We start from the raw sequence: 18153 nt of genomic DNA on the forward strand, positions 1-18153 counted from the left end.
TCATCCGCCCGACTCCGGGTCAGAAATCGTCAGATCGCACTAGCATTCGGAGCATGACCCCTCCGGATTCAGCATCAGCTTCGGATGTTGCACCTGAGGACGGCCGCACCGAGACCGCGAACGAACGGCTTGATCGCAACTGGAATTCCCTGCTGCAGGAGCTGCGCGTCACCCAAACCGGCACGCAGATCATCGGCGGTTTTCTGCTCGCCGTCGCCTTCCAAACGCGTTTTACCGAGCTCGACCGGTACCAGGTCACGCTGTACCTCATCTTGGTCTCCGTGACGGCACTGACCACGGCCCTCGGGCTTGGTCCCGTAATCTTGCACCGGCTACTGTTCCGGCAGCACGCAATGGCGCACATCGTGCAGATCGGCAGCGTCTTGGTGCGCGCCACGCTGGTAGGAGTGGCCGTCGTGGTGTCCGGCACTCTCGTCTTCATCTTCGATGTGGCACTGGGTCGAAGCGCCGGCCTCATCGCCGCTTCCGTCGTACTCCTCTTAATCAGTCTGAGCTGGCTAATCCTCTCCCGCGCGGTATCGCGCTGGAAACGCGCCTAGCCTCCCCGTCGCTGGTCGAGTGTGCCGAGACCGCAACAGGACTGCCGCCGCCCGCCTGCCCGACCGGGCGCATCCGCTACTCGCGAGACCGCCCCCGAAACTGGCAGCCGCTATGACCGTTATCGAAGCACGCACCCATATCAGGCACGCCAGCGCACGCTCGGAGGCGGCAACCGATGGTCGGCAGCGTCAGGTCGTTGACAGGCGCAACTTTTCTTCTTCGATGTCGAAGGATGCTTCCGGCCAGGCCAGCACCATCCCCTTCAGAGCGTCGATGAGCAGGTGCTGCACCGCCAGGCGCGCGTACCATTTATGGTCGGCCGGCACCGCAAACCACGGCGCCGCCGCCGTCGAGGTGCGCTCGAGCGCAATCTGATAGGCGTGCTGATAGGCAGGCCAGTGCATCCGCTCGTCAACGTCTACCCGGTGATACTTCCAATATTTGTCTGGGCGACCCAGACGTTCACCGAGGCGGGACTTCTGCTCGGCGGAGCTGATTTGCAGCATGATCTTGATCACGGTGGTGTCATCATCGACGAGTTCCTGCTCGAACGCGTTGATCTGGTCGTAGCGCGCGGTGATCTCGGCCGGCGGGGCGAGCTCGTGCACGCGGGCGATCAACACGTCTTCATAGTGCGAACGATCGAACACGCCGATCATTCCGGGCGCAGGCAGTTGCTTGCGGATACGCCAGAGAAAGTCGTGCGTGAGCTCCGCCTTGGTGGGCGCCTTGAAGGCGAAGTGGCTGACTCCCTGCGGGTCGACCGCGCCGACAACGTGTCGAACGATTCCGCCCTTGCCGGCCGTATCCATGGCCTGCAGCACGAGCAGAAGCTTGCGGTTATCCCCACACCTACTGTTGGCGAAGAGCATCTCCTGCAGGTGCGAGAGGATACCGGCCGCCTGGGTTGCCGCGGCGGCCGAGTCTTTTTTAGAACCCGTGAAACCCGGCGTTGACCCCGTATCGAGCGTCGCAAGCCTGAAGCCGGGGGTCACTCGCAGTGCGTTGATCGGGTCTTCGCTCCAGAAACTTCTGATGTCCTTGGCCACGGTGCACCTCTCAGTTGTTCCCATAATGCACCTCCAGCAGGCCCGGGCGCCAGAGCCCGGCTGCATCCGTTCCCCGCTCACGGTGGCGCGCATCTGGCGGCCAGACAGACGGATGCCCCGGCGCGGGCGCGCGCCGGGGCATCCGTTTCTGAGGTGTGCTAAACCCGCGCGTTCGCAGCGAGGCGCTGGCGACGAACCAGCAACAGACCGCCGCCGAGCAGCAGGAGCAGGGCTGCGAGGCCGATCGGGGCGAGGGACCCGCCGAGCGCCGGGATGACGCCGAGGGCGCTCGTGGTAGTCGCGGCCGTCGCTGAACCGACCGCAACCACGGTCACCGCGAGGCTGATCGGCTGAAGACCGACCGAGCTGATCACGAGCGTGTGCGCCCCGACGGGAGTGTTCGCCGGGATCACCGCGGAGAACGTGGCCACTCCGGCAGCATTCGCCGCGAAGGTGCCGAGGTCGACCGGCACGGAGTACAGGGTTCCGGTGATCAGCTGGCCGGGGTTCAGCCCGGAGACCGTGACGGTCACCCGCTCGCCCGGGGTGAAGACGGCGTCGCCGGCGTCAACGCTGGCCCAGTCGGTGCCGGCCAGCACGGCGCGGCCAAGCGGAGCCGGATCGACGAGCGCGTGCTGCTCGAAGTACTCGACGGTCGCCGTGAGGTCGATTTGGCCGGTGTCGGTGGCGTCGGTTCCCGCGGCGAAGGTGGTGAAGTTGTCGCCGCCGGAAGCCAGGAACGAGTTCGTCGCGACGCGGAACACATCGGTCGGGGCAATAGCGACACCGTTCAGTGTCATGTCGACGATGTGCTCTCCGCGGACTGCGGCGGGGTCGTAGAGGTAGCTGAAGCCCTCCGAGACGCCGAGGTGCAGCTTGGCGCGGGAGGATCCGTCTGGCTGCCACTGTTCCTCGAGAATCGCTCGCACCTGGACACCGGTGAGATCCATGGTGACGAGGGTGTTGGCGAAGGGCTGCACGTTGGCGACCTCTTTATAGGTGACCTTGCCGTCGACGTTGTAGAGCAGGTCGTCGCGCACGCCGCCCGGGTTCATGAAGGCGATCTCGGCCGGTTCGCCGCCAAAGGCCGCGTTCGAGGTGGCCCAGAGCTGAATGTCCGCGACGAGGTTGCCGAGGGTCGATTCCGAACCCCGGTCGGCGCCACCGTCGGCGCGGGTGATGTCGTCGCTGATCGCGCCAACTTCTACCGAGCCGGCGATATCGGCCTGGGTGACGGCATCCGTCACGATCTGCGCCACGGTGGCGTCGGCCGGGTAGAGGCCGGTCGTGCCGTCGTGCAACGGCAGAAGTGCGCTGGTTAGCGACACGACCGCGTTGGTGGCCGGGTCAACCGTGATGGTCAACTGGTCGAGGTTCATGCCGTACTGCCCGCTCTGCATAACCGGGCGGTTCAGCCCGTCAGCCCAGCCCTCGACCGGGTAGGAACAGTTGTAGGTGGCGTGCGTGTGGCCGGAGAGAATCGCGTCGATGTTGGCCGATGCTCCGCGAATCAGGTCGCCGTAGAGGCTGTCGGCCGCGCCGATTGCCGCGCACTCCGTGCCGACGCCACCCTCGTGGGTGAGCAGCACAATGACATCGGCTTCACCGTTGGTCACGTCGTTATCTTGCAGCTGCGCGGCTACGCGGTTGGCGGCCTCGAGCTGGTCGCCGAACTCAATGTCGGCGATTCCGGCCGGGGAAACCATCGACGCGGTCTGCTCGGTGACGGTTCCGATGAAGCCAACTCGCACGCCGTCAACCTCCGTCACCCAGTATTCATCGAGCGCCGGGGTTGTGCTGCCCTTCAGGTACACGTTGGCGCCGAGCGCGTAACGCGGGTCGCCGAACGACGAGACGACCCGGTTACTGAGGTCGTCCCAGCCGCCGTCGAACTCGTGGTTTCCCACAACGGATGCGTCCAGCCCGGCCGCGAGAAGGGCGTCAATGGTCGGTTCGTCCTGCTGCGAGAACGAGGTGAACGTTGAGGCGCCGATGTTATCGCCAGCGGAGACGAACAGGGTGTTCGGGTTTTCGGTCTTCAGCTGAGCGACGGCTCCGGCCAGAACGGCCGCGCCGGCTTCCTTGTTATTCGCGTTGGCTTCGATACGACCGTGAAAGTCGTTGATGCCGAGGATTTGAATTTCGGTGTTGACCGGAGCCTTGGTGTTGATCGCGAAGATCGTGGTGGTTCCGGAGACCTCGTTGCCGACGGCGAGCATCGGCTCACCGGTGGGTGAGTCGTCGGCGGAGATGAACGTGACGCCCTCTGGGCCGAGGTCGCCGGCCAGCGGCAGGTCGGTGGCACCGGTTCCGGCATCTACCGAATCTTCCATCGATACGGCGAAGTTGCGGTTGTTGAGATACGTCACGAACTGCGCGTTGGTCGGGTCGGTGATGTCGTAGGCCATGATGCCGCCGGCCCGTTCAAGGCCGATGAAGGCGTAGCTGCGGCCGTCGATGTTACCGATGGCAAGGTTCTCCGGCTCCGGACCCTTGTCGTCGCTGCGGCCCTCGAGGTTCGACTCGCTGTGGTTGGAGTTGAAGTACTCGGGGTTGGCAGCATAGGTGATCTGTTCGAAGTCGTCGCCGGAGTCGAAGGTCTGGGCGCCGTCGGTGTTCCAGATCGAGAAGGAGCGCGAGCCGAAGGCGTAGAGCTCGTCGTAGCACTGGTTGGCTTCGTTGAAGCCGTTCTCGGTGGTGACGTTGAGGCGCCCCATCGCGGCATCGGTGTTCAGGCCGAACAGCGGGCTGGTCTCGCAGATCGTGAGCTTCTTGGCGCGTTCGCCTTCGACGTAGTCGCCCCACTCGCGGGCGTCGCCCTCGTTGGCGGTGACCAGGTAGGTTTCGCCCGAGCCCGCCGTGTAGGCGTTCATGCCATCGGGCATGTAGATGCCCTTCAGGCCGGGGTAGGTCTGAATGTTGACCATCGAGTCCTTGTCAGAGGCGTCAATGCCGTTGCCGTCTTCGCCATGGTCCTGGAAGCCGAGAGGCCAGATGTCCTCGACCGTGGCGGTCACGAGATCGATGACAGCGACCGCGTTGGCCTCTTGCAGTGCGACGTAGGCGGTGAGGCCGTCGATCGCAACATATTCGGGTTCGAGGTTCGCCGAGATCGGGTTGATGGTGTTGACTGTCGGTCCGAAGACGCGCACGTCTTTGGGCAGCGTCTTGGTACCACCGGTTTCGTAGGCGTGAAAGTCGGCCGTGGCGACGGCAGACTGAGCCGGCGCTTCGATTGCGCTCGGCAGCGTGACGACGCTCACTGATCCTTCGGGGTCGATTGTGAAGGCATCGTTCGGCTCGCCCTCGTTGGCGACGACGGCGTAGTTGCCATCGGCCGAGATGCTCACCATGTCGGGCAGGGCCCCGACCGCGACAGCACCGAGAACGGTGGGCGTTGCGGCGTTGGCGTCGAAGAAGACCAGCCAACCGGCATCCGTTTTGGTGGGCGATTCGATCGCGATGGCACCGAGGCCGTCGGCGCGCACGGCTACGGAGTTGGCGGTCGAGCCGGCCGGAACGAGCTCGCTACCGCCGTCAATCGCGGCGCCCTCGGCGATGAGGGAGAACTTCTTTTCGGGAGCGGTTGCATCGCTGATGCTCAGCACGTCGACGGCGCCCTCGGCGGCATTGACTACGAAGAGGCGCTGGCTGGCGGCGTGGTAGGTGACGATTTCGGCGGCGGACTTGTCAAAGGTGCCGGTTTCGTAGCTGCCGAGCGGCGACAGGGTGAAGTACGAGTCGATACCCGGAGCGGCGATCGGCGCGGTGACGATGGCAGCGGATGCCGCGGGCACCGCCGATACGAGGGGAGCAGCCGTGAGCGCGGCGCAGGCCAAGGCGGCCATGGTGACAACGGGTATTCGGCGGCGAATGGGGCGTCTCATACGAAAGATCCTCCTGTTGCAGACAATGGATGTTTTCCTGTGTAGGAGACGCAGGTGACTCGTAGGTAAACGGAAGGTGACGTGGAGCCGGTTCGCGGCGCGGCAGCGGGTCAACTGGCACGGCAGGCGCGACATCGCGATGACCATTCTCGAGGAGGCCGAGCGTATAGCCGAGGCGCCGAAAGAGGCCTAGCCTATGGTCAGACTCGCGTTTCACTCATAGTGGAGGTCACCATGTCAGCCAGGCCCACCGGCCGTCTCGTTCACCGCGAAGACGGCTTGTACCTCATGCTCAATCGGCTATTCAACGCACCGATCGGACAGGTCTGGGAGAGCCTGACCCGCCCCACCGAGCTCGAGAAGTGGATCGGCACCTACACCGGTTCGCCGGCCACCGGAGCGGTCAAGTTCAAGATGACGGCCGAAGCGGATGCCAAGTGGGAGTATGTGTGCGTTCGCGAATGCCAGGCTCCGCATCGCTTCAACGGCGATTTTGGCGAGGGCGAAGATTCCTGGCGCGCCATGTTCCACCTGGTCGAGGGCGATGGCATGACCAATCTGACCTTTGGGCAACGCTTGCGTTCACCGTCTGATGCTGCCACGGTCGGCCCCGGCTGGGATTACTATCTGGATCGCCTCGTCGCATCGCGCGCCGGTCTGCCGCTACCGCAGTGGGAGCACTACTACCCCGCCCACGCCCACTTCTACAAAGACCTCATCGTTCCGGCCCACACCGCCTAATCCCCTTCCACATCTCGCGAGAGCGGGAAGCCGGGCGCCGGGCATCCGTTGGGGCGGGATCGCTGCGCGGGACCTGTGGCGCCGCGCGGGACCTGTGGCGCCGCGCGGGACCTGTGGCGCCGCGCGGGAGTTCCGGCATGGCCCGAACTCCCGCGCCACGCGACGCGCGGGACGTGCGCCAGTGCGCGGGAGTTCGGCCTCCCGCGCAGCGGCGCAACGCCCGCGCGCCGCGAAGTCCTGTCCCGGCACGCACCGGAAACCGACCGACTAGTGCCAGAGGCTGGGGGCTGGGGCCCGCGTGGGCGGAACGGCGGCGGTGCTTGCCCACTCCAGCAGCCAGTCGGGCACGCTCACGTCGTCGGGGGCGACACCGATGGCCGCGAGCAACTCGTCGATCGTGACGATTCCACCGGCGCGCTTGAGAAAGCGACCACGAATGTAGCCGTGGGCGTAGATTTCGGGCGAGCCGTCGGCATCCGGTCGTACGAAGCGTTGCTCGACGTACACGGCCTTCTCGTCGAAGCCGATGATGCGCGACTCGACGGTGAATTTTTGGCCGAGCCTCAGCGACTTGCGAAAGCTGATCGTCTCGGAGACCACGACGGGGTACCAGCCGCGCTCCTTGAAGATGGCCCAGACGCCGGTGCGCTGCAGCATGTCGAAGCGCGCCACGTCCATGATGGACAGGTAGACGCCGTTGTTCATGTGCCGCAAAATATCCTGGTCGGTCGGCAGCGTCACAAAGTTGGTGCGCGCTACATCGAAGTGGCCGAGCCGGGGACCGAAGCGCGACAGCAGGGCGTGGAGGAGGGTTCGAAAGAACATATGCACGTCCCCGATGCTAGCGAGGCCGCGACTCTGGCGGGCAATCCGTTGTGGGTGAGCGCCAGCATCCGGTGCCGCAACGGTGGTGACGTGCATGATGAGCCACACATCGCGGTGCTGCCGTTCGCCGCGACCGGCACACAGGTTCAACCCGGCTGCCGAACAGCTCAGCCGTCGAACAGCTCAGAGCGCGGCTACGGCGCGCGGCGCAACGGCGCGCACGAACGCGCCGAGGCGGCGGTAGACCTCCTGCGATTCTGGGTGCGAGTCGTCCTGCTGCCAGGTGTGCTTGGTATTGACGCTGCGCCGCCCGTAGATCAGAGTGTCGACGCGAATCTTGCGCTCCCGCAGCGCCTCGATGAAGTTGAGGTTGGCGCGGTAGAAGTAGTCTCGCTCCGAGGTGGTGACGAAAACCGGCGGAAACCCCCGGTCCAGCCACTCGATTGGTGACATGAACCGGGCCGCTGTGCGCAGGTGCAGGCCGCGACCTCGCTCGGGCAGCAGCATCCGCACGAAGTTCAGGCTCAACACAAAACCGCGATCAAACAGCACCGAGAAGTCGGCGATGCTGCAGTGCTGCACCAGACCACGCAGGCTGCGGGCAGCGATTGGTGGCCGGATCTCATAGTGTTCGGCGAGCGCGGGCTCGTAGGCGGCAGCCGTGAGCAACGCCGCAATGTGGCCACCGGCGGAGTCGCCGCCGAGCACGATGCGCGTCGGGTCGCCCCCGTATGCAGCAATGTTGCGGGCGACCCAGTCCAGTACCGCGTTGCCGTCTTGCATCATGTGCCCCAGCTGAAACCGCGTGGCCATGCGATAGTTGGCGTTGACCACGATCATGCCCTCGGCCGCCTGGCTCGCACAGTACTTGGTGAGCGGGTCCTTATCGCCAGAGGTCCAGCCGCCGCCGTGAAAGTAGACGTAAACGGGCAGCGGTTCGGCGAGCGCGCCGGGATCGCGCTTCGGCACGAGAACGTCGAGCCGGTGATTTTTCTGGCCGTCACCGATGTAGTCGAGATCGAGATCGTACTCGACCGAATCGATGGGGTTCAGGTTGAACTTATGCACCGGCACCGCCCGCCGAAGCATCAGTGCGCGCCACGCCCAGACCGGCAGCCGACGCACGCCCGTCTCCCGGTGCGTAGACCGGTCGACGGTCACCCCGTCGGCGTGCAAACGGATGCCGTGCAGCCAGGTCGTGGCCGCGCTAATCGGAGCCGCCCTGACCGGAACTGCACTGACCGGAACTGCGACACCGGGCACCGACTGAGAGTCACGGACGCGTTCTATCGAAGCTGGGGAAAGAGAACGGGTAGCGGGACGAACAACGTCGAACGTGGTGCTGGTATGACTCATTACTTGAGGTTAAGTCGACTCCCCCGAATCCCCACTGGGAAGGACCCCATTTGGGGGTGACTCCCGGTTTCAGGTGGGTATTCCGCCGCCTCCCTCAGCCAGCGGATGCCCCGCCCGCGACTCCGGTCGCCTCCAACACCGCACGCGCGATCGTGTGAAAGTGCAGGTTGAAGCCGAGAACCCCCGGCGTGGACTGCACGTCGAGGTCCAGAGTCGGCACGTCGACGGCGTGCACGATGAATTGGTACCGGTGGGTGCCTGTTCCCGGCGGCGGTCCGGCACCGACGAAGGAGGTCAGGCGCAGCTCGTTGGGCAAAACGAGCGCGCCGGCCGGCAGGGCCGTGACTCCCGTTGCGAGTTCGGTGACGGAAGCCGGCAGATTTGCCACGGCCCAGTGCCAGAATCCGGAGCCGGTCGGGGCATCCGGGTCGTACACGGTCAGGGCAAAACTCTGGGTTTCGGGAGGGAAACCGGTCCAGGAGAGCTGGGGGGAGACATCTGCTCCCCCGGCAGCAGCGCCGTACTGGGCCGGCCGCAACGGGCTACCGTCGATCATGTCGGTGCTCGTGAGAGCGAACTGGGGCACTGCGCCAAAGCGGGCAAGCGGATCGTTGGTCACGGAGGGCCTCCTATTGGTTGTGCGGCCAGCCTACGCGCCCCCAATAAAATGGGTATATGGCCATTCCGAAGATCCTGCTCTATTACATCTTCACGCCCCTGGCTGATCCCGACGCCGTGCGCCTCTGGCAGCGTGATTTGTGCGCCGGACTCGGCCTGCGCGGACGCATCCTGATCTCCAAGGACGGCCTGAACGGCACGGTGGGCGGCGACCTGCCGGCCATCAAGAAGTACATTCGCAAGACCCGCGACTACGCGCCGTTCAAGAACATCGACTTCAAATGGAGCGAGGGTACCGGCCTCGACGCGCACGGCCACAGCCTCGACTTTCCGAAGCTCGTAGTCAAGGTGCGCGACGAGATTGTGAGCTTCGGCGCCCCCGGCGAACTCCGCGTCGACACGGAGGGAGTCATCGGCGGCGGCACCAAACTGCAACCAGCCGAACTTAACGCGCTCGTCGCCGGGCGCGGTGACGAGGTCGTCTTTTTCGATGGGCGCAATAAGTTCGAGGCCGCGATTGGCCATTTTCGTGACGCTGTCGTGCCCGATGTCGCCAACACCCGGGAGTTCGTGGCCGAGCTCGACAGCGGCAAATATGACCACCTCAAGGGCAAGCCGGTCGTGACTTACTGCACCGGCGGCATCCGCTGTGAGGTGCTGAGCGGTCTCATGAAATCGCGTGGATTCGGCGAGGTGTATCAGCTCGACGGCGGCATCGTGCGCTACGGCGAGGCCTTCGGCAATGAAGGCCTCTGGTCGGGTTCGCTTTACGTCTTCGATCAGCGGATGTCCATCGATTTCGCTCCAGAGGCTGCCGTGCTGGGTTCCTGCCAGGTTTGCGCCGCGCCCACCACGAACATGCTCAACTGCCGCGATGCGTCGTGCCGCCAGCAGCTCGTGGTCTGCCTGAGCTGCGTGGCCCTGGCTGCGCCCAGCTGCGCGGCGCACGCTTTTACCAAATAAACCCCGGTCGGCAGCCTAAAACGGTCAATCGGGGAATAGGCTGGGAAACACCATAGATGGGGGTCGAATGCCTACCGGCGCGGTCATTGAATTCACCAGCATCAGCAAACGCTTTGGCGGTGCAAGCGCGGTCAACGACCTCTCTTTCACCGTCGAACCCGGCCGGGTCACCGGCTTTCTCGGTCCGAACGGTGCCGGCAAGACGACGTCCCTACGCATTTTGCTCGGGCTGGTCGCGGCTAGCAGCGGAACGGCCACCTTTGGCGGCGTGCGCTACCGCGACCTGCCGCATCCGCTTGCCACTGTCGGCGCTGCCCTCGAAGCGGCTAGTTTTCACCCCGGGCGTTCCGCTCGCGACCACCTCGGCGTGTACGCGATCGCCGCCGGGCTGCCGCGCACACGTGTGCTGGAGGTGCTCACCCAGGTAGGCCTCGCCGCTCATGCCGCCCAGCGCGTCGGCGGCTACTCGCTCGGTATGCGGCAGCGACTCGGCCTCGCCTACGCCCTGCTCGGCGACCCGGGCGTGCTTGTGCTCGACGAGCCGATCAACGGGCTCGACCCCGAGGGCATCCGCTGGATTCGGGGGTTTTTGCGCGACATGGCCGCCGAGGGCCGCACCGTTTTGGTCAGCTCGCACCTGCTCTCCGAGGTGCAACAGAGCGTCGACGATGTCGTCATTATCGCCCGCGGCGAGCTCGTACATCTCGGCCCGCTCTCCAGTCTCGACACGGATGCCACCCCACAGACGATCGTGGATTCTCCCGACCGCGACGCCCTCGCGAAAGTACTCACGGCGGCCGGGATCTTCTTCTCGACCGGCCGCACCGGACTCATCGCCGCAACGCCCGATCCCGCCCTGCTCGGCCACCTCGCCTTCGAAGCCGGGGTCGAACTGAGCGTGCTGCATCGACAGAAAGCCGGCCTTGAAGACTCGTTTCTCGCCCTCGTCGGCGGAGGCCACCCGCTATGACACTGTTCCTGCGGTCCATCGCGGCCGAATTTGCCAAGATTTTCAGCACCCGCCTGTGGTGGATTCTCGCCATCGTGCTGTTTTGCTACATCGGCCTGCTCGCCGGCGGCCTCGCGGCACTGTTCGCCGGACTTCAAACCGGTGTGATCAACCCGGATACCGTGAATACCGGCGGTGCGACGGATCCTGGTTTCGGCAGCCTCCCACCCATCATCTACAGCTTTGCGTCCTCGGTCGGCTACGTCTTTCCGGTGCTGCTCGGCGCCCTCGCGACGACCGGCGAGTTTCGGCACCAGACCCTGACACCGACATTTTTGGCCACACCGCGCCGCGGTGTGGTGCTCGGGGCCAAGACGGTCACGCTGATTCTGATCGGCGCTGGCCTGGGGATCGTCGCGCTGGCGGCATCCGTTGGTATCGGTGGTGGGGTGCTGAGCGCGTTCGGCGTGGATGCACAGCTACTCGACTCGGAGACCTGGCTGCTGATAGCCCGCATTCTGTTGGCCATGGGGCTGTGGGCCGCGATCGGTGTCGGCCTCGGCGTGCTGGTACCAAACCAGGTCGCTTCCATCGTGATTGTGCTCGCGTTCACCCAGTTCGTTGAACCACTGCTGCGCCTCGCGGCCTCGTTTCTCGAAATCACCGCGAAGATCGGCAACTTTCTGCCCGGTGCCGCCTCAGATGCTCTGGTCGGTGCGAGCGTTTTCACCCTCGCGAACCCGGCCGGCGCCGCGCCGCTTGACTGGTGGCAGGGTGGCCTCGTGCTGCTCGGCTACGCCGTGGTGGCTACGGTGATCGGCTACGCCCTGAGCTGGAAGAAAGACGTCACCTAGCTACAGGTCCACCCGTGTCATCTATTTCACTATGTCGGGCACGGGGACACAGGCTGGGCGTGGCCGTTGTCGCTGCGACACCGGTTGTCGACGTCGGCGTTGACCTCTGGATCAGCAAGATCCTGTCTCTTCATACTGATCGATGAGTTGCACTTTTTCCTGTGACGCCGAGGTCTCATCGAATCGATAGGTGAGCCATTCTCGAACGAGGCGGCGAGCAAGTTCGATACCAATCACCCGCTGCCCCATGGTCAGCACCTGGGCGTTGTTGCTCAGCACAAGGCGCTCAACCGAAAAACTGTCATGGGCAGACGCTGCACGAATGCCAGCGACCTTGTTCGCTGCAATCGCCACGCCGATTCCAGTTCCACAGAACAGCAGGGCGCGGTCAGCCTCACCACGTGCAACAATCTCTGCGGCGGCAACTGCAACCGTGGGGTACCCGGTATGGCCATCACTATCGACGCCGACGTCAATCAGCGAACTCACTAGATAATTGGTCGACAGGTCCATTTTGAGGATCTCTTTGTACTGATGCCCGGCGTCATCGCTGCCGATCACGATTCGTAGTGGTTTTAGCGTCATCCCTGGATCTCTTTTCTCTGCACAGCACCTGCACGAACGGTTAGGACACCTGGTTGGCACGCCTTTGGCTGAGCTCCCAGGCCTCGTCAAGGATCAACGCGAAGGCGTCGGGGTTATGGCCAAATCGGCCCAAGAAGAGTCCATCTACCCCATCGCCGAGGCGGGTCAAGAGGCCGGGCCCTGCGCTTCCTCCGTAAATCACCCTGCTTCCCACCAGGCTGGCATCGGCGGCGAGGTAGCCACGAATTCGGCCAACGACGTCACGTATATATTCGGGACGAGCGGATTCGGCCGCACCGATAGCCCATATGGGCTCGTATGCGATAACGACGGGGCCGATTGCACCGACCTCGCGACTTTTTTCCAGTGAGGCGTCGAGCTGTCGGATGCACTCGAGAGACGCAGCATCGGCGCTCACCAAGGAATCTTCGCCGATGCAAAGAACGGGGGTGAGCCCGTTGCGAAATGTGGCATACGTCTTGGCCGACACGATCGCATCCGTCTCGCCCAGTACACGGCGTCGCTCGGCGTGCCCAAGTTCTATGTAGGTGCATCCAATCTCGCGCAGTTGCGGGGCCCCCACCTCTCCGGTGTATGCGCCCGAGTCCTCCCAGAACACGTCCTGGGCACCCCATTTAATATCGGAACCGACCAAAAGATCCCGACTCGGTACGATCGCCGGGTGGCTGGGTAGAAGAAACACCTCTGCCAGTCCAGACCGAACCGCTGGGTGGTTTCGGCAAACGTCGCGCACGCCGCGCACCCAGTCCAAAGTCGCCTGGTGGCCCATATACATTTTGAGGCTGGAGCCCAGGATGAAGGGGGCTTGAGTAATTTTGGCGTTCATCGATTCGGTATTAACACTGTCACCGGCGAGGGTCGAACCTCTTCCTTATGACCTGGCGCCGGTGGTGCTGGCTTCTCGGGAGGCTGCCGCAACCGCCAGTGACGCACGAAGTGATTGAGCACCATCACGAGCAAGAGAATGGCACCCCAGACAAAGTTCTTGGCGTATGGGGAGAACATGAGCGCGTTGAACGCCGTAGACAACAGCTGCAGCAGCACGAGTCCCACCGCGAGGCTGATGATGCGCCCCTTGCCACCGAACGGATTGAATCCGGCCAACACGACAACGAGGATAGCTTGAAGCAGATAGGAATCGCCAACGCCGACGCGCATCGAGTTAGCACGTGAGGTCATAATGATTCCTGCGATTCCCACGAGTATCCCGATAAGCGCGTAGCTCATCAGAATGACTCGCTCGCTTCTTACCCCCGAGAACCGAAGCGCGACCTCATTCTCTCCGAAGAGGTAGATGCGACGGCCGAGCCGGGTCCGGCTCAAGACAAACGCGACCACGAGGAACGCGACGACCATCATGATGAAGATAAGCGGAATGTTGGCGACGGCCGAGGTACTGAGTTGTGCGAAGGAGGGCACCAGGACAGGAACGCTCTGGCCGGTCGTAATGGCCATCCCAATCCCAGCGAAGAGAATCATCGTGCTGAGCGTGGCAAGGATCGGCGGCACCGAGATCTTCGCGATGAGGAAGCCGTTGAGAAGGCCGCATAAAAGTCCTGTAACGAGAGCCGCAACGATTCCAAGCACAAATAAAATTCCTGAGTTTTCATCTGTCACGGGGATTATCTGGCCAGACATAACGAGGGCCGCCATTATGCCGGCGAGGCTCGCAGCGGCTGCCACGGACAGATCGATTCCCCCTGTGAGCATGGCGATCGCCATGGCGAGCGCCAAGAAGCCGAACTCGCTGACTTGCACCGACATCGACTGTAAACCCGTGGGGGAGAAGAGCCGTTGGCCGAGCGTGATGTAGAGCACGAGGATGACGCAGGCCGTCATAAAGACGAGCACGGCGAGTTCTTTGTCGCGGAGGACCAGGTTTCGTAGTGAGCGCATCGGGTTCCTATTCCGTACTAATTCGACGAGAAGACAAGGGACCGCTTGTTCAGCTGTCGCTGGCGGTAGTACATGATGCCGAGGCTGACCATGAGCACGCTCCCAAAGAACAGGTTGTTCCACGACGCGCCCAATCCCAGGAAGACCAGGGTGGACTGGAAGAGCTGCACGATGATGATGCCAAGAACGGCGCCCAAGATCGTGCCCTCGCCACCGGTGAGTTTCGCACCACCGATCACAACTGCGGCGATGATCATCAATTCAGTTCCGATGAGTGAAACAGGATTGATGTAGGAAAGACCACTGAAATAGATGATGCCCATCAGCCCCGACAGAAACCCGGAGTAGCAATAGACGAAGAGTTTGGTTCGGAGGAGGCTGATACCGATACGCGATGCCGACTCTTCATTGCTTCCAATGGCGAACACCATACGACCCAACATGGTTCGGTAAAGCAAGAACCAGGTGAGCACGATGCACGCGAGCACGATGAGAAAAAAGACCGAAAGTGAGTATTGCGAGCGCTCAGCGCTGATCGTTAGAAGGCTCGACGAGCCGAAGTCGAGCATCGACTGCGGAACATCGATCGCCGTATAGGTCTTCGTGCCGAGGGCAATCGCCATGAGTCCATGAAAAGCGCTGGCCGTACCGAGGGTAACGATCAGCGTTGGCAGCCGGAAGAAATGGATGAGAAGCGCGTTGATCGAGCCGAGCACCGCCCCGATGACGACGGCAACGAGGATGACGAACAATAGATTGTCGAATCCAAGCACCTTCATGAGCCGTACTGAGGTGTATCCCGACACGATTGCTATCGCTGTGAACGACACATCGATGCCACCAGAGATGAGAACCACCAGCACCCCCAAAGCGAGGATCATGATTCCCGACCCGTTTCTGATCATGTCAAAAAGTGTCTCGAGGCTGAAAAACTGGGGGTTTTTCACCGCTACGATCACGATGTAGACCAAGATGATCGCGAGGAGGTACTTCTCCATGGAAGTCATCGGCCGATCGAATGTGCGGCGGAAGAGGGATCGTCGTTGCATGGGCTGTTACCTCTCACCCGCGGCCTGGTGAACCCGATATTCGGGATCGTTGATGATTTGGACGAGTTCGTCCTTAAAGTTGTCGGCTCGCACCTGTGATTCGTCGAATCTCTCGAGGATTTCGCCGTCGTGCATGACGACGACTCGGTTGCAGTTCGCCACAATTTCTTCTGGCTCGTCGGAGATGAAAATTACGCCCATGCCGCTCTCGGCGAGGCGATGAATCTTGTCGTAAATCTCCGATTTCGAGCCGATGTCGATGCCTACGGTGGGGCTGTCAAGGATGAAGATTTGAGGTTCGCGGGCGATCCACTTTCCCAGTACAACTTTCTGCTGGTTGCCACCCGATAAATTGGCGACGGCGAGCGACGTGTCCTTGTTATTGACGCCCATCTCGTTGACCACTCGTGTCGCTAGAGCCTTCTCCGTCTTGTGATTGAGGATCTTCATTGGATTCAGGATGCGGTCAAGCATCGTGACCGAGATGTTGGCTTCGACGGACTGCGTCGCGAAGAGCCCCTGGCTCCCCCGCTCTTCGGGCAGAAGGGCTATGCCGTGTCTCATGGCGTCCCACGGGGCTTTGAGGACAACCGGCTTCCCGTTGACCTTGATCTCGCCACCATCCGGCTTGTTCAACCCGAAGAGCGTCAGCGCAATTTCCGTGCGGCCTGAGCCGAGCAGTCCCGTGAGGCCAACGATGTCGCCCGGGCGCACAGCAAGATCGATGCCCGAATAGTTGCCTTTGCGGCTGAGGTTACTGATTTCCAACAGTGGTTCCGACTCGGGGCGAGTGCGATGGTATCTCGTGTACGTCACGTCGCGACCTGTCATGTGGCGACTCAGGCTGAGCTCGTCGAGCTCGTTCGCTTGAAAATCACCGACCTTTCGACCGTCGCGGAAAATGGTGATGCTGTCAGCGATCTTGAATACTTCGTCGAGCTTGTGACTGATGAAAACGATCGACAGGCCCCGTGCCTTGAGGTCGAGGATTATTGACAGCAACCGGGTGACCTCGCGACCGGTGAGCGCGGTGGTTGGCTCATCCATAAAGAGGAGACGAGCCTCCATGCTAAGCGCCCGACAGATGGCGACAATTTGTTTGTTCGCGACCGAGAGGGTTGATACGGGAACGTCTAGGTCGAGGTCGACGCCGACACGTTCTAATTGTTGGCGCGCGATGTCACGCATCGCGCTGCTGCGTACGAACTTAGAGCCGTCGTGCATCATTCGATTGACAGCAATGTTCTCGGCCACACTCAGATGACCAAAGAGTGAAAGGTCCTGGTAAATCACCTGCACGCCTGCAGCGATGGCACTTCGCGGGGTCAAACTACCTACGGTCTCGTCCCCGATTGTAATTGCACCAGTATCGGGCGTGTAGACGCCGGAGATGATCTTCGTGAAGGTTGACTTTCCGCAGCCGTTCTCGCCGGCGAGGCAGAGAATCTCTCCCTCGCCGATTGTGAAATCTACACCGCGCAGTGCCTTAACGCCGCCGAATGAAATGGAGATGTTTGAGGCTGTGAGTAGGGGCTTACCGATCATGATCGACCGTCCTGATACTGTCGCGAAAATGCGAGATTGGGAAAAGAAATGGGTTGCGGGGAGAGCTAGAAGACAGCCCTCCCCGCACAAGTGTGCTGTCTGGTTAGAAGGCGTACGGAGCTGCCGGCTCGCCCTTACGCAGTTCCATCGTGGCGTTGCCCAGAATAAGCTGGCCATCGACGGTGACGCTGTTGTAGCCGTCGTAGCCGAGGTCGTCTCCGGTGGCCACCGTCTCGCCGTTCAGCATGGCGAGGGCGACCGCGTTCAGGGCGTAACCCCAGCCAGCCGGGTCCCAGGTCTGTGCGTAGCTCATCCAACCGGCATCGAGATCCGGCCCGGAAACGGACGGCAAGCTCAGGCTCACGTTGGCGATGTCCGTAATGTTCTTCTCCTTGAGCACGGATGCCATGCCGGAGCCGCCGGACGGCGTCGTTGCGAGGAAGCCCCCAAGATCGGGATACGCGTTGACAATCTCCTGGGCGGAAGCGCGCGACTTGGCATCGTCGTTGTCGTTCTCGTACGGCTGATCGGCGACAAGGTGCATGTCGGGGTGGTTCTTCTCGAGGTAAGCAACCGCTGATGTGAACCACGTCATGTGGGACTCACTGGTCAACGAGCCAACACTGCCGACATAGTCCCCCTTGCCCCCCATGGCCTCTGCCAGGCCCTTGGCGAATCCCTCACCGAAGGCCACGTTGTCGAAGGCTTCGATGTCAAAGTCGATAGCGTCGGTGCCAACGAGTGCTGCCGCCTCCGTCGTGCCGACGATGATTCCCTGGTCACGGGCTTTCTTCAGGGTGGGTGCAATGCCCAGCGGGTCGTTGGGCACAACGATGATGGCGTCGACCCCCTGTGCGATGAGGTCTTCGACGATGGCAACTTGCTTGGCCGAGTCCCCCGTGTCCGGTCCCGTTTGCCACGCCTCGACGGTGTCAGAGTTGTCGTCGTTGAACATGGTGACGCCCTCGCTCATGCGCTGGAACCAGGTGATTCCCTCGACTTTAGAGACGGTCGCGATACGAAACGCGCCCTCCGAGCCGCCAGCGGCGGCCGCTGGAGCACCCCCTCCTACATCGCCGACGCTGCTGCAGCCGGTGGCCATAGCGACGGTTGCGAATGCGACCACCATTCCCGTGATTAGCCTGCGCTTGGTGATCATTCGAGTTCTCCTTTGAACTGTGAGGGTGGCCGTAGTCGGCCGCTGAGGGCCCTTGAGTGCCTGCTGCAACGCTATACAGGCCCGTACTCAGTCAA

General features: G+C 62.6%; 16 protein-coding genes. 5 read left to right on the top strand and 11 right to left on the bottom strand.

The window, feature by feature from the left end:
• Window positions 1–53 precede the first annotated feature (53 nt).
• Window positions 54–560, top strand: coding sequence for a DUF6328 family protein (locus CXY75_RS07810; protein WP_104082261.1), 507 nt, complete (start codon window positions 54–56; stop codon window positions 558–560).
• A gap of 189 nt (window positions 561–749) precedes the next feature.
• Here CXY75_RS07810 and CXY75_RS07815 read toward each other — a convergent pair whose 3' ends face one another.
• Complete coding sequence (locus tag CXY75_RS07815; protein WP_104082262.1) at window positions 750–1634, bottom strand: PPK2 family polyphosphate kinase; 885 nt, start codon at window positions 1632–1634, stop codon at window positions 750–752.
• A 134-nt stretch (window positions 1635–1768) separates the two neighbouring features.
• Window positions 1769–5497, bottom strand: coding sequence for a choice-of-anchor I family protein (locus tag CXY75_RS07820; RefSeq protein ID WP_233201802.1), 3729 nt, complete (start codon window positions 5495–5497; stop codon window positions 1769–1771).
• Window positions 5498–5731: 234 nt separating this feature from the next.
• Here CXY75_RS07820 and CXY75_RS07825 point away from each other — a divergent pair, with 234 nt between their 5' ends.
• A complete protein-coding gene (locus CXY75_RS07825) occupies window positions 5732–6238 on the top strand; it encodes an SRPBCC domain-containing protein (RefSeq protein WP_104082264.1) in 507 nt (168 codons plus the stop codon).
• Between the two features lie 267 nt (window positions 6239–6505).
• Here CXY75_RS07825 and CXY75_RS07830 read toward each other — a convergent pair whose 3' ends face one another.
• From CXY75_RS07830 to CXY75_RS07840, 3 genes are all read right to left on the bottom strand, one after another.
• Window positions 6506–7069 (bottom strand): acyl-CoA thioesterase, encoded by a 564-nt coding sequence (locus CXY75_RS07830; RefSeq protein WP_369826702.1) that lies wholly within the window; start codon window positions 7067–7069, stop codon window positions 6506–6508.
• 177 nt (window positions 7070–7246) lie between these two features.
• On the bottom strand, window positions 7247–8326 hold the full coding sequence (locus CXY75_RS07835) for an alpha/beta hydrolase (RefSeq protein ID WP_233201803.1): 1080 nt from the start codon (window positions 8324–8326) through the stop codon (window positions 7247–7249).
• Between the two features lie 187 nt (window positions 8327–8513).
• Entirely contained in the window at window positions 8514–9038 is a 525-nt protein-coding gene (locus CXY75_RS07840) for a YbhB/YbcL family Raf kinase inhibitor-like protein (RefSeq protein WP_233201804.1), read from the bottom strand.
• A gap of 56 nt (window positions 9039–9094) precedes the next feature.
• Between CXY75_RS07840 and CXY75_RS07845 the strand changes: the two genes are divergently transcribed.
• From CXY75_RS07845 to CXY75_RS07855, 3 genes are all read left to right on the top strand, one after another.
• On the top strand, window positions 9095–10000 hold the full coding sequence (locus CXY75_RS07845; RefSeq protein ID WP_104082265.1) for a rhodanese-related sulfurtransferase: 906 nt from the start codon (window positions 9095–9097) through the stop codon (window positions 9998–10000).
• A gap of 67 nt (window positions 10001–10067) precedes the next feature.
• Window positions 10068–10970, top strand: a complete 903-nt coding sequence (locus CXY75_RS07850) for an ATP-binding cassette domain-containing protein (protein WP_104082266.1) — start codon at window positions 10068–10070, stop codon at window positions 10968–10970.
• Complete coding sequence (locus CXY75_RS07855) at window positions 10967–11803, top strand: ABC transporter permease (RefSeq protein ID WP_104082267.1); 837 nt, start codon at window positions 10967–10969, stop codon at window positions 11801–11803. Before CXY75_RS07850 ends, CXY75_RS07855 begins: the two co-directional genes overlap by 4 nt.
• Window positions 11804–11914: 111 nt before the next feature.
• Here CXY75_RS07855 and CXY75_RS07860 read toward each other — a convergent pair whose 3' ends face one another.
• The 6 genes from CXY75_RS07860 to CXY75_RS07885 are packed head-to-tail and all read right to left on the bottom strand — an operon-like array spanning window position 11915 to window position 18058.
• On the bottom strand, window positions 11915–12388 hold the full coding sequence (locus tag CXY75_RS07860) for a ribose-5-phosphate isomerase (protein ID WP_104082268.1): 474 nt from the start codon (window positions 12386–12388) through the stop codon (window positions 11915–11917).
• Window positions 12389–12428: 40 nt separating this feature from the next.
• Window positions 12429–13235, bottom strand: a complete 807-nt coding sequence (locus tag CXY75_RS07865; RefSeq protein WP_104082269.1) for a triose-phosphate isomerase family protein — start codon at window positions 13233–13235, stop codon at window positions 12429–12431.
• Window positions 13232–14305: an ABC transporter permease gene (locus tag CXY75_RS07870; RefSeq protein ID WP_104082270.1), complete on the bottom strand. Its 1074-nt coding sequence runs from the start codon at window positions 14303–14305 to the stop codon at window positions 13232–13234. The genes CXY75_RS07865 and CXY75_RS07870 overlap by 4 nt, the downstream gene beginning before the upstream one ends.
• Before the next feature lie 17 nt (window positions 14306–14322).
• Window positions 14323–15312: an ABC transporter permease gene (locus CXY75_RS07875; RefSeq protein ID WP_199182407.1), complete on the bottom strand. Its 990-nt coding sequence runs from the start codon at window positions 15310–15312 to the stop codon at window positions 14323–14325.
• 48 nt (window positions 15313–15360) lie between these two features.
• The gene (locus tag CXY75_RS07880) at window positions 15361–17076 is read right to left on the bottom strand and encodes a sugar ABC transporter ATP-binding protein (RefSeq protein WP_199182408.1); all 1716 of its coding nucleotides are present in this window, start codon (window positions 17074–17076) and stop codon (window positions 15361–15363) included.
• Complete coding sequence (locus CXY75_RS07885) at window positions 17003–18058, bottom strand: substrate-binding domain-containing protein (protein ID WP_199182409.1); 1056 nt, start codon at window positions 18056–18058, stop codon at window positions 17003–17005. The genes CXY75_RS07880 and CXY75_RS07885 overlap by 74 nt, the downstream gene beginning before the upstream one ends.
• Window positions 18059–18153: the final 95 nt, after the last annotated feature.

It is taken from the genome of Cryobacterium sp. Y11 (assembly GCF_002929535.1).
Lineage (GTDB): Bacteria > Actinomycetota > Actinomycetes > Actinomycetales > Microbacteriaceae > Cryobacterium.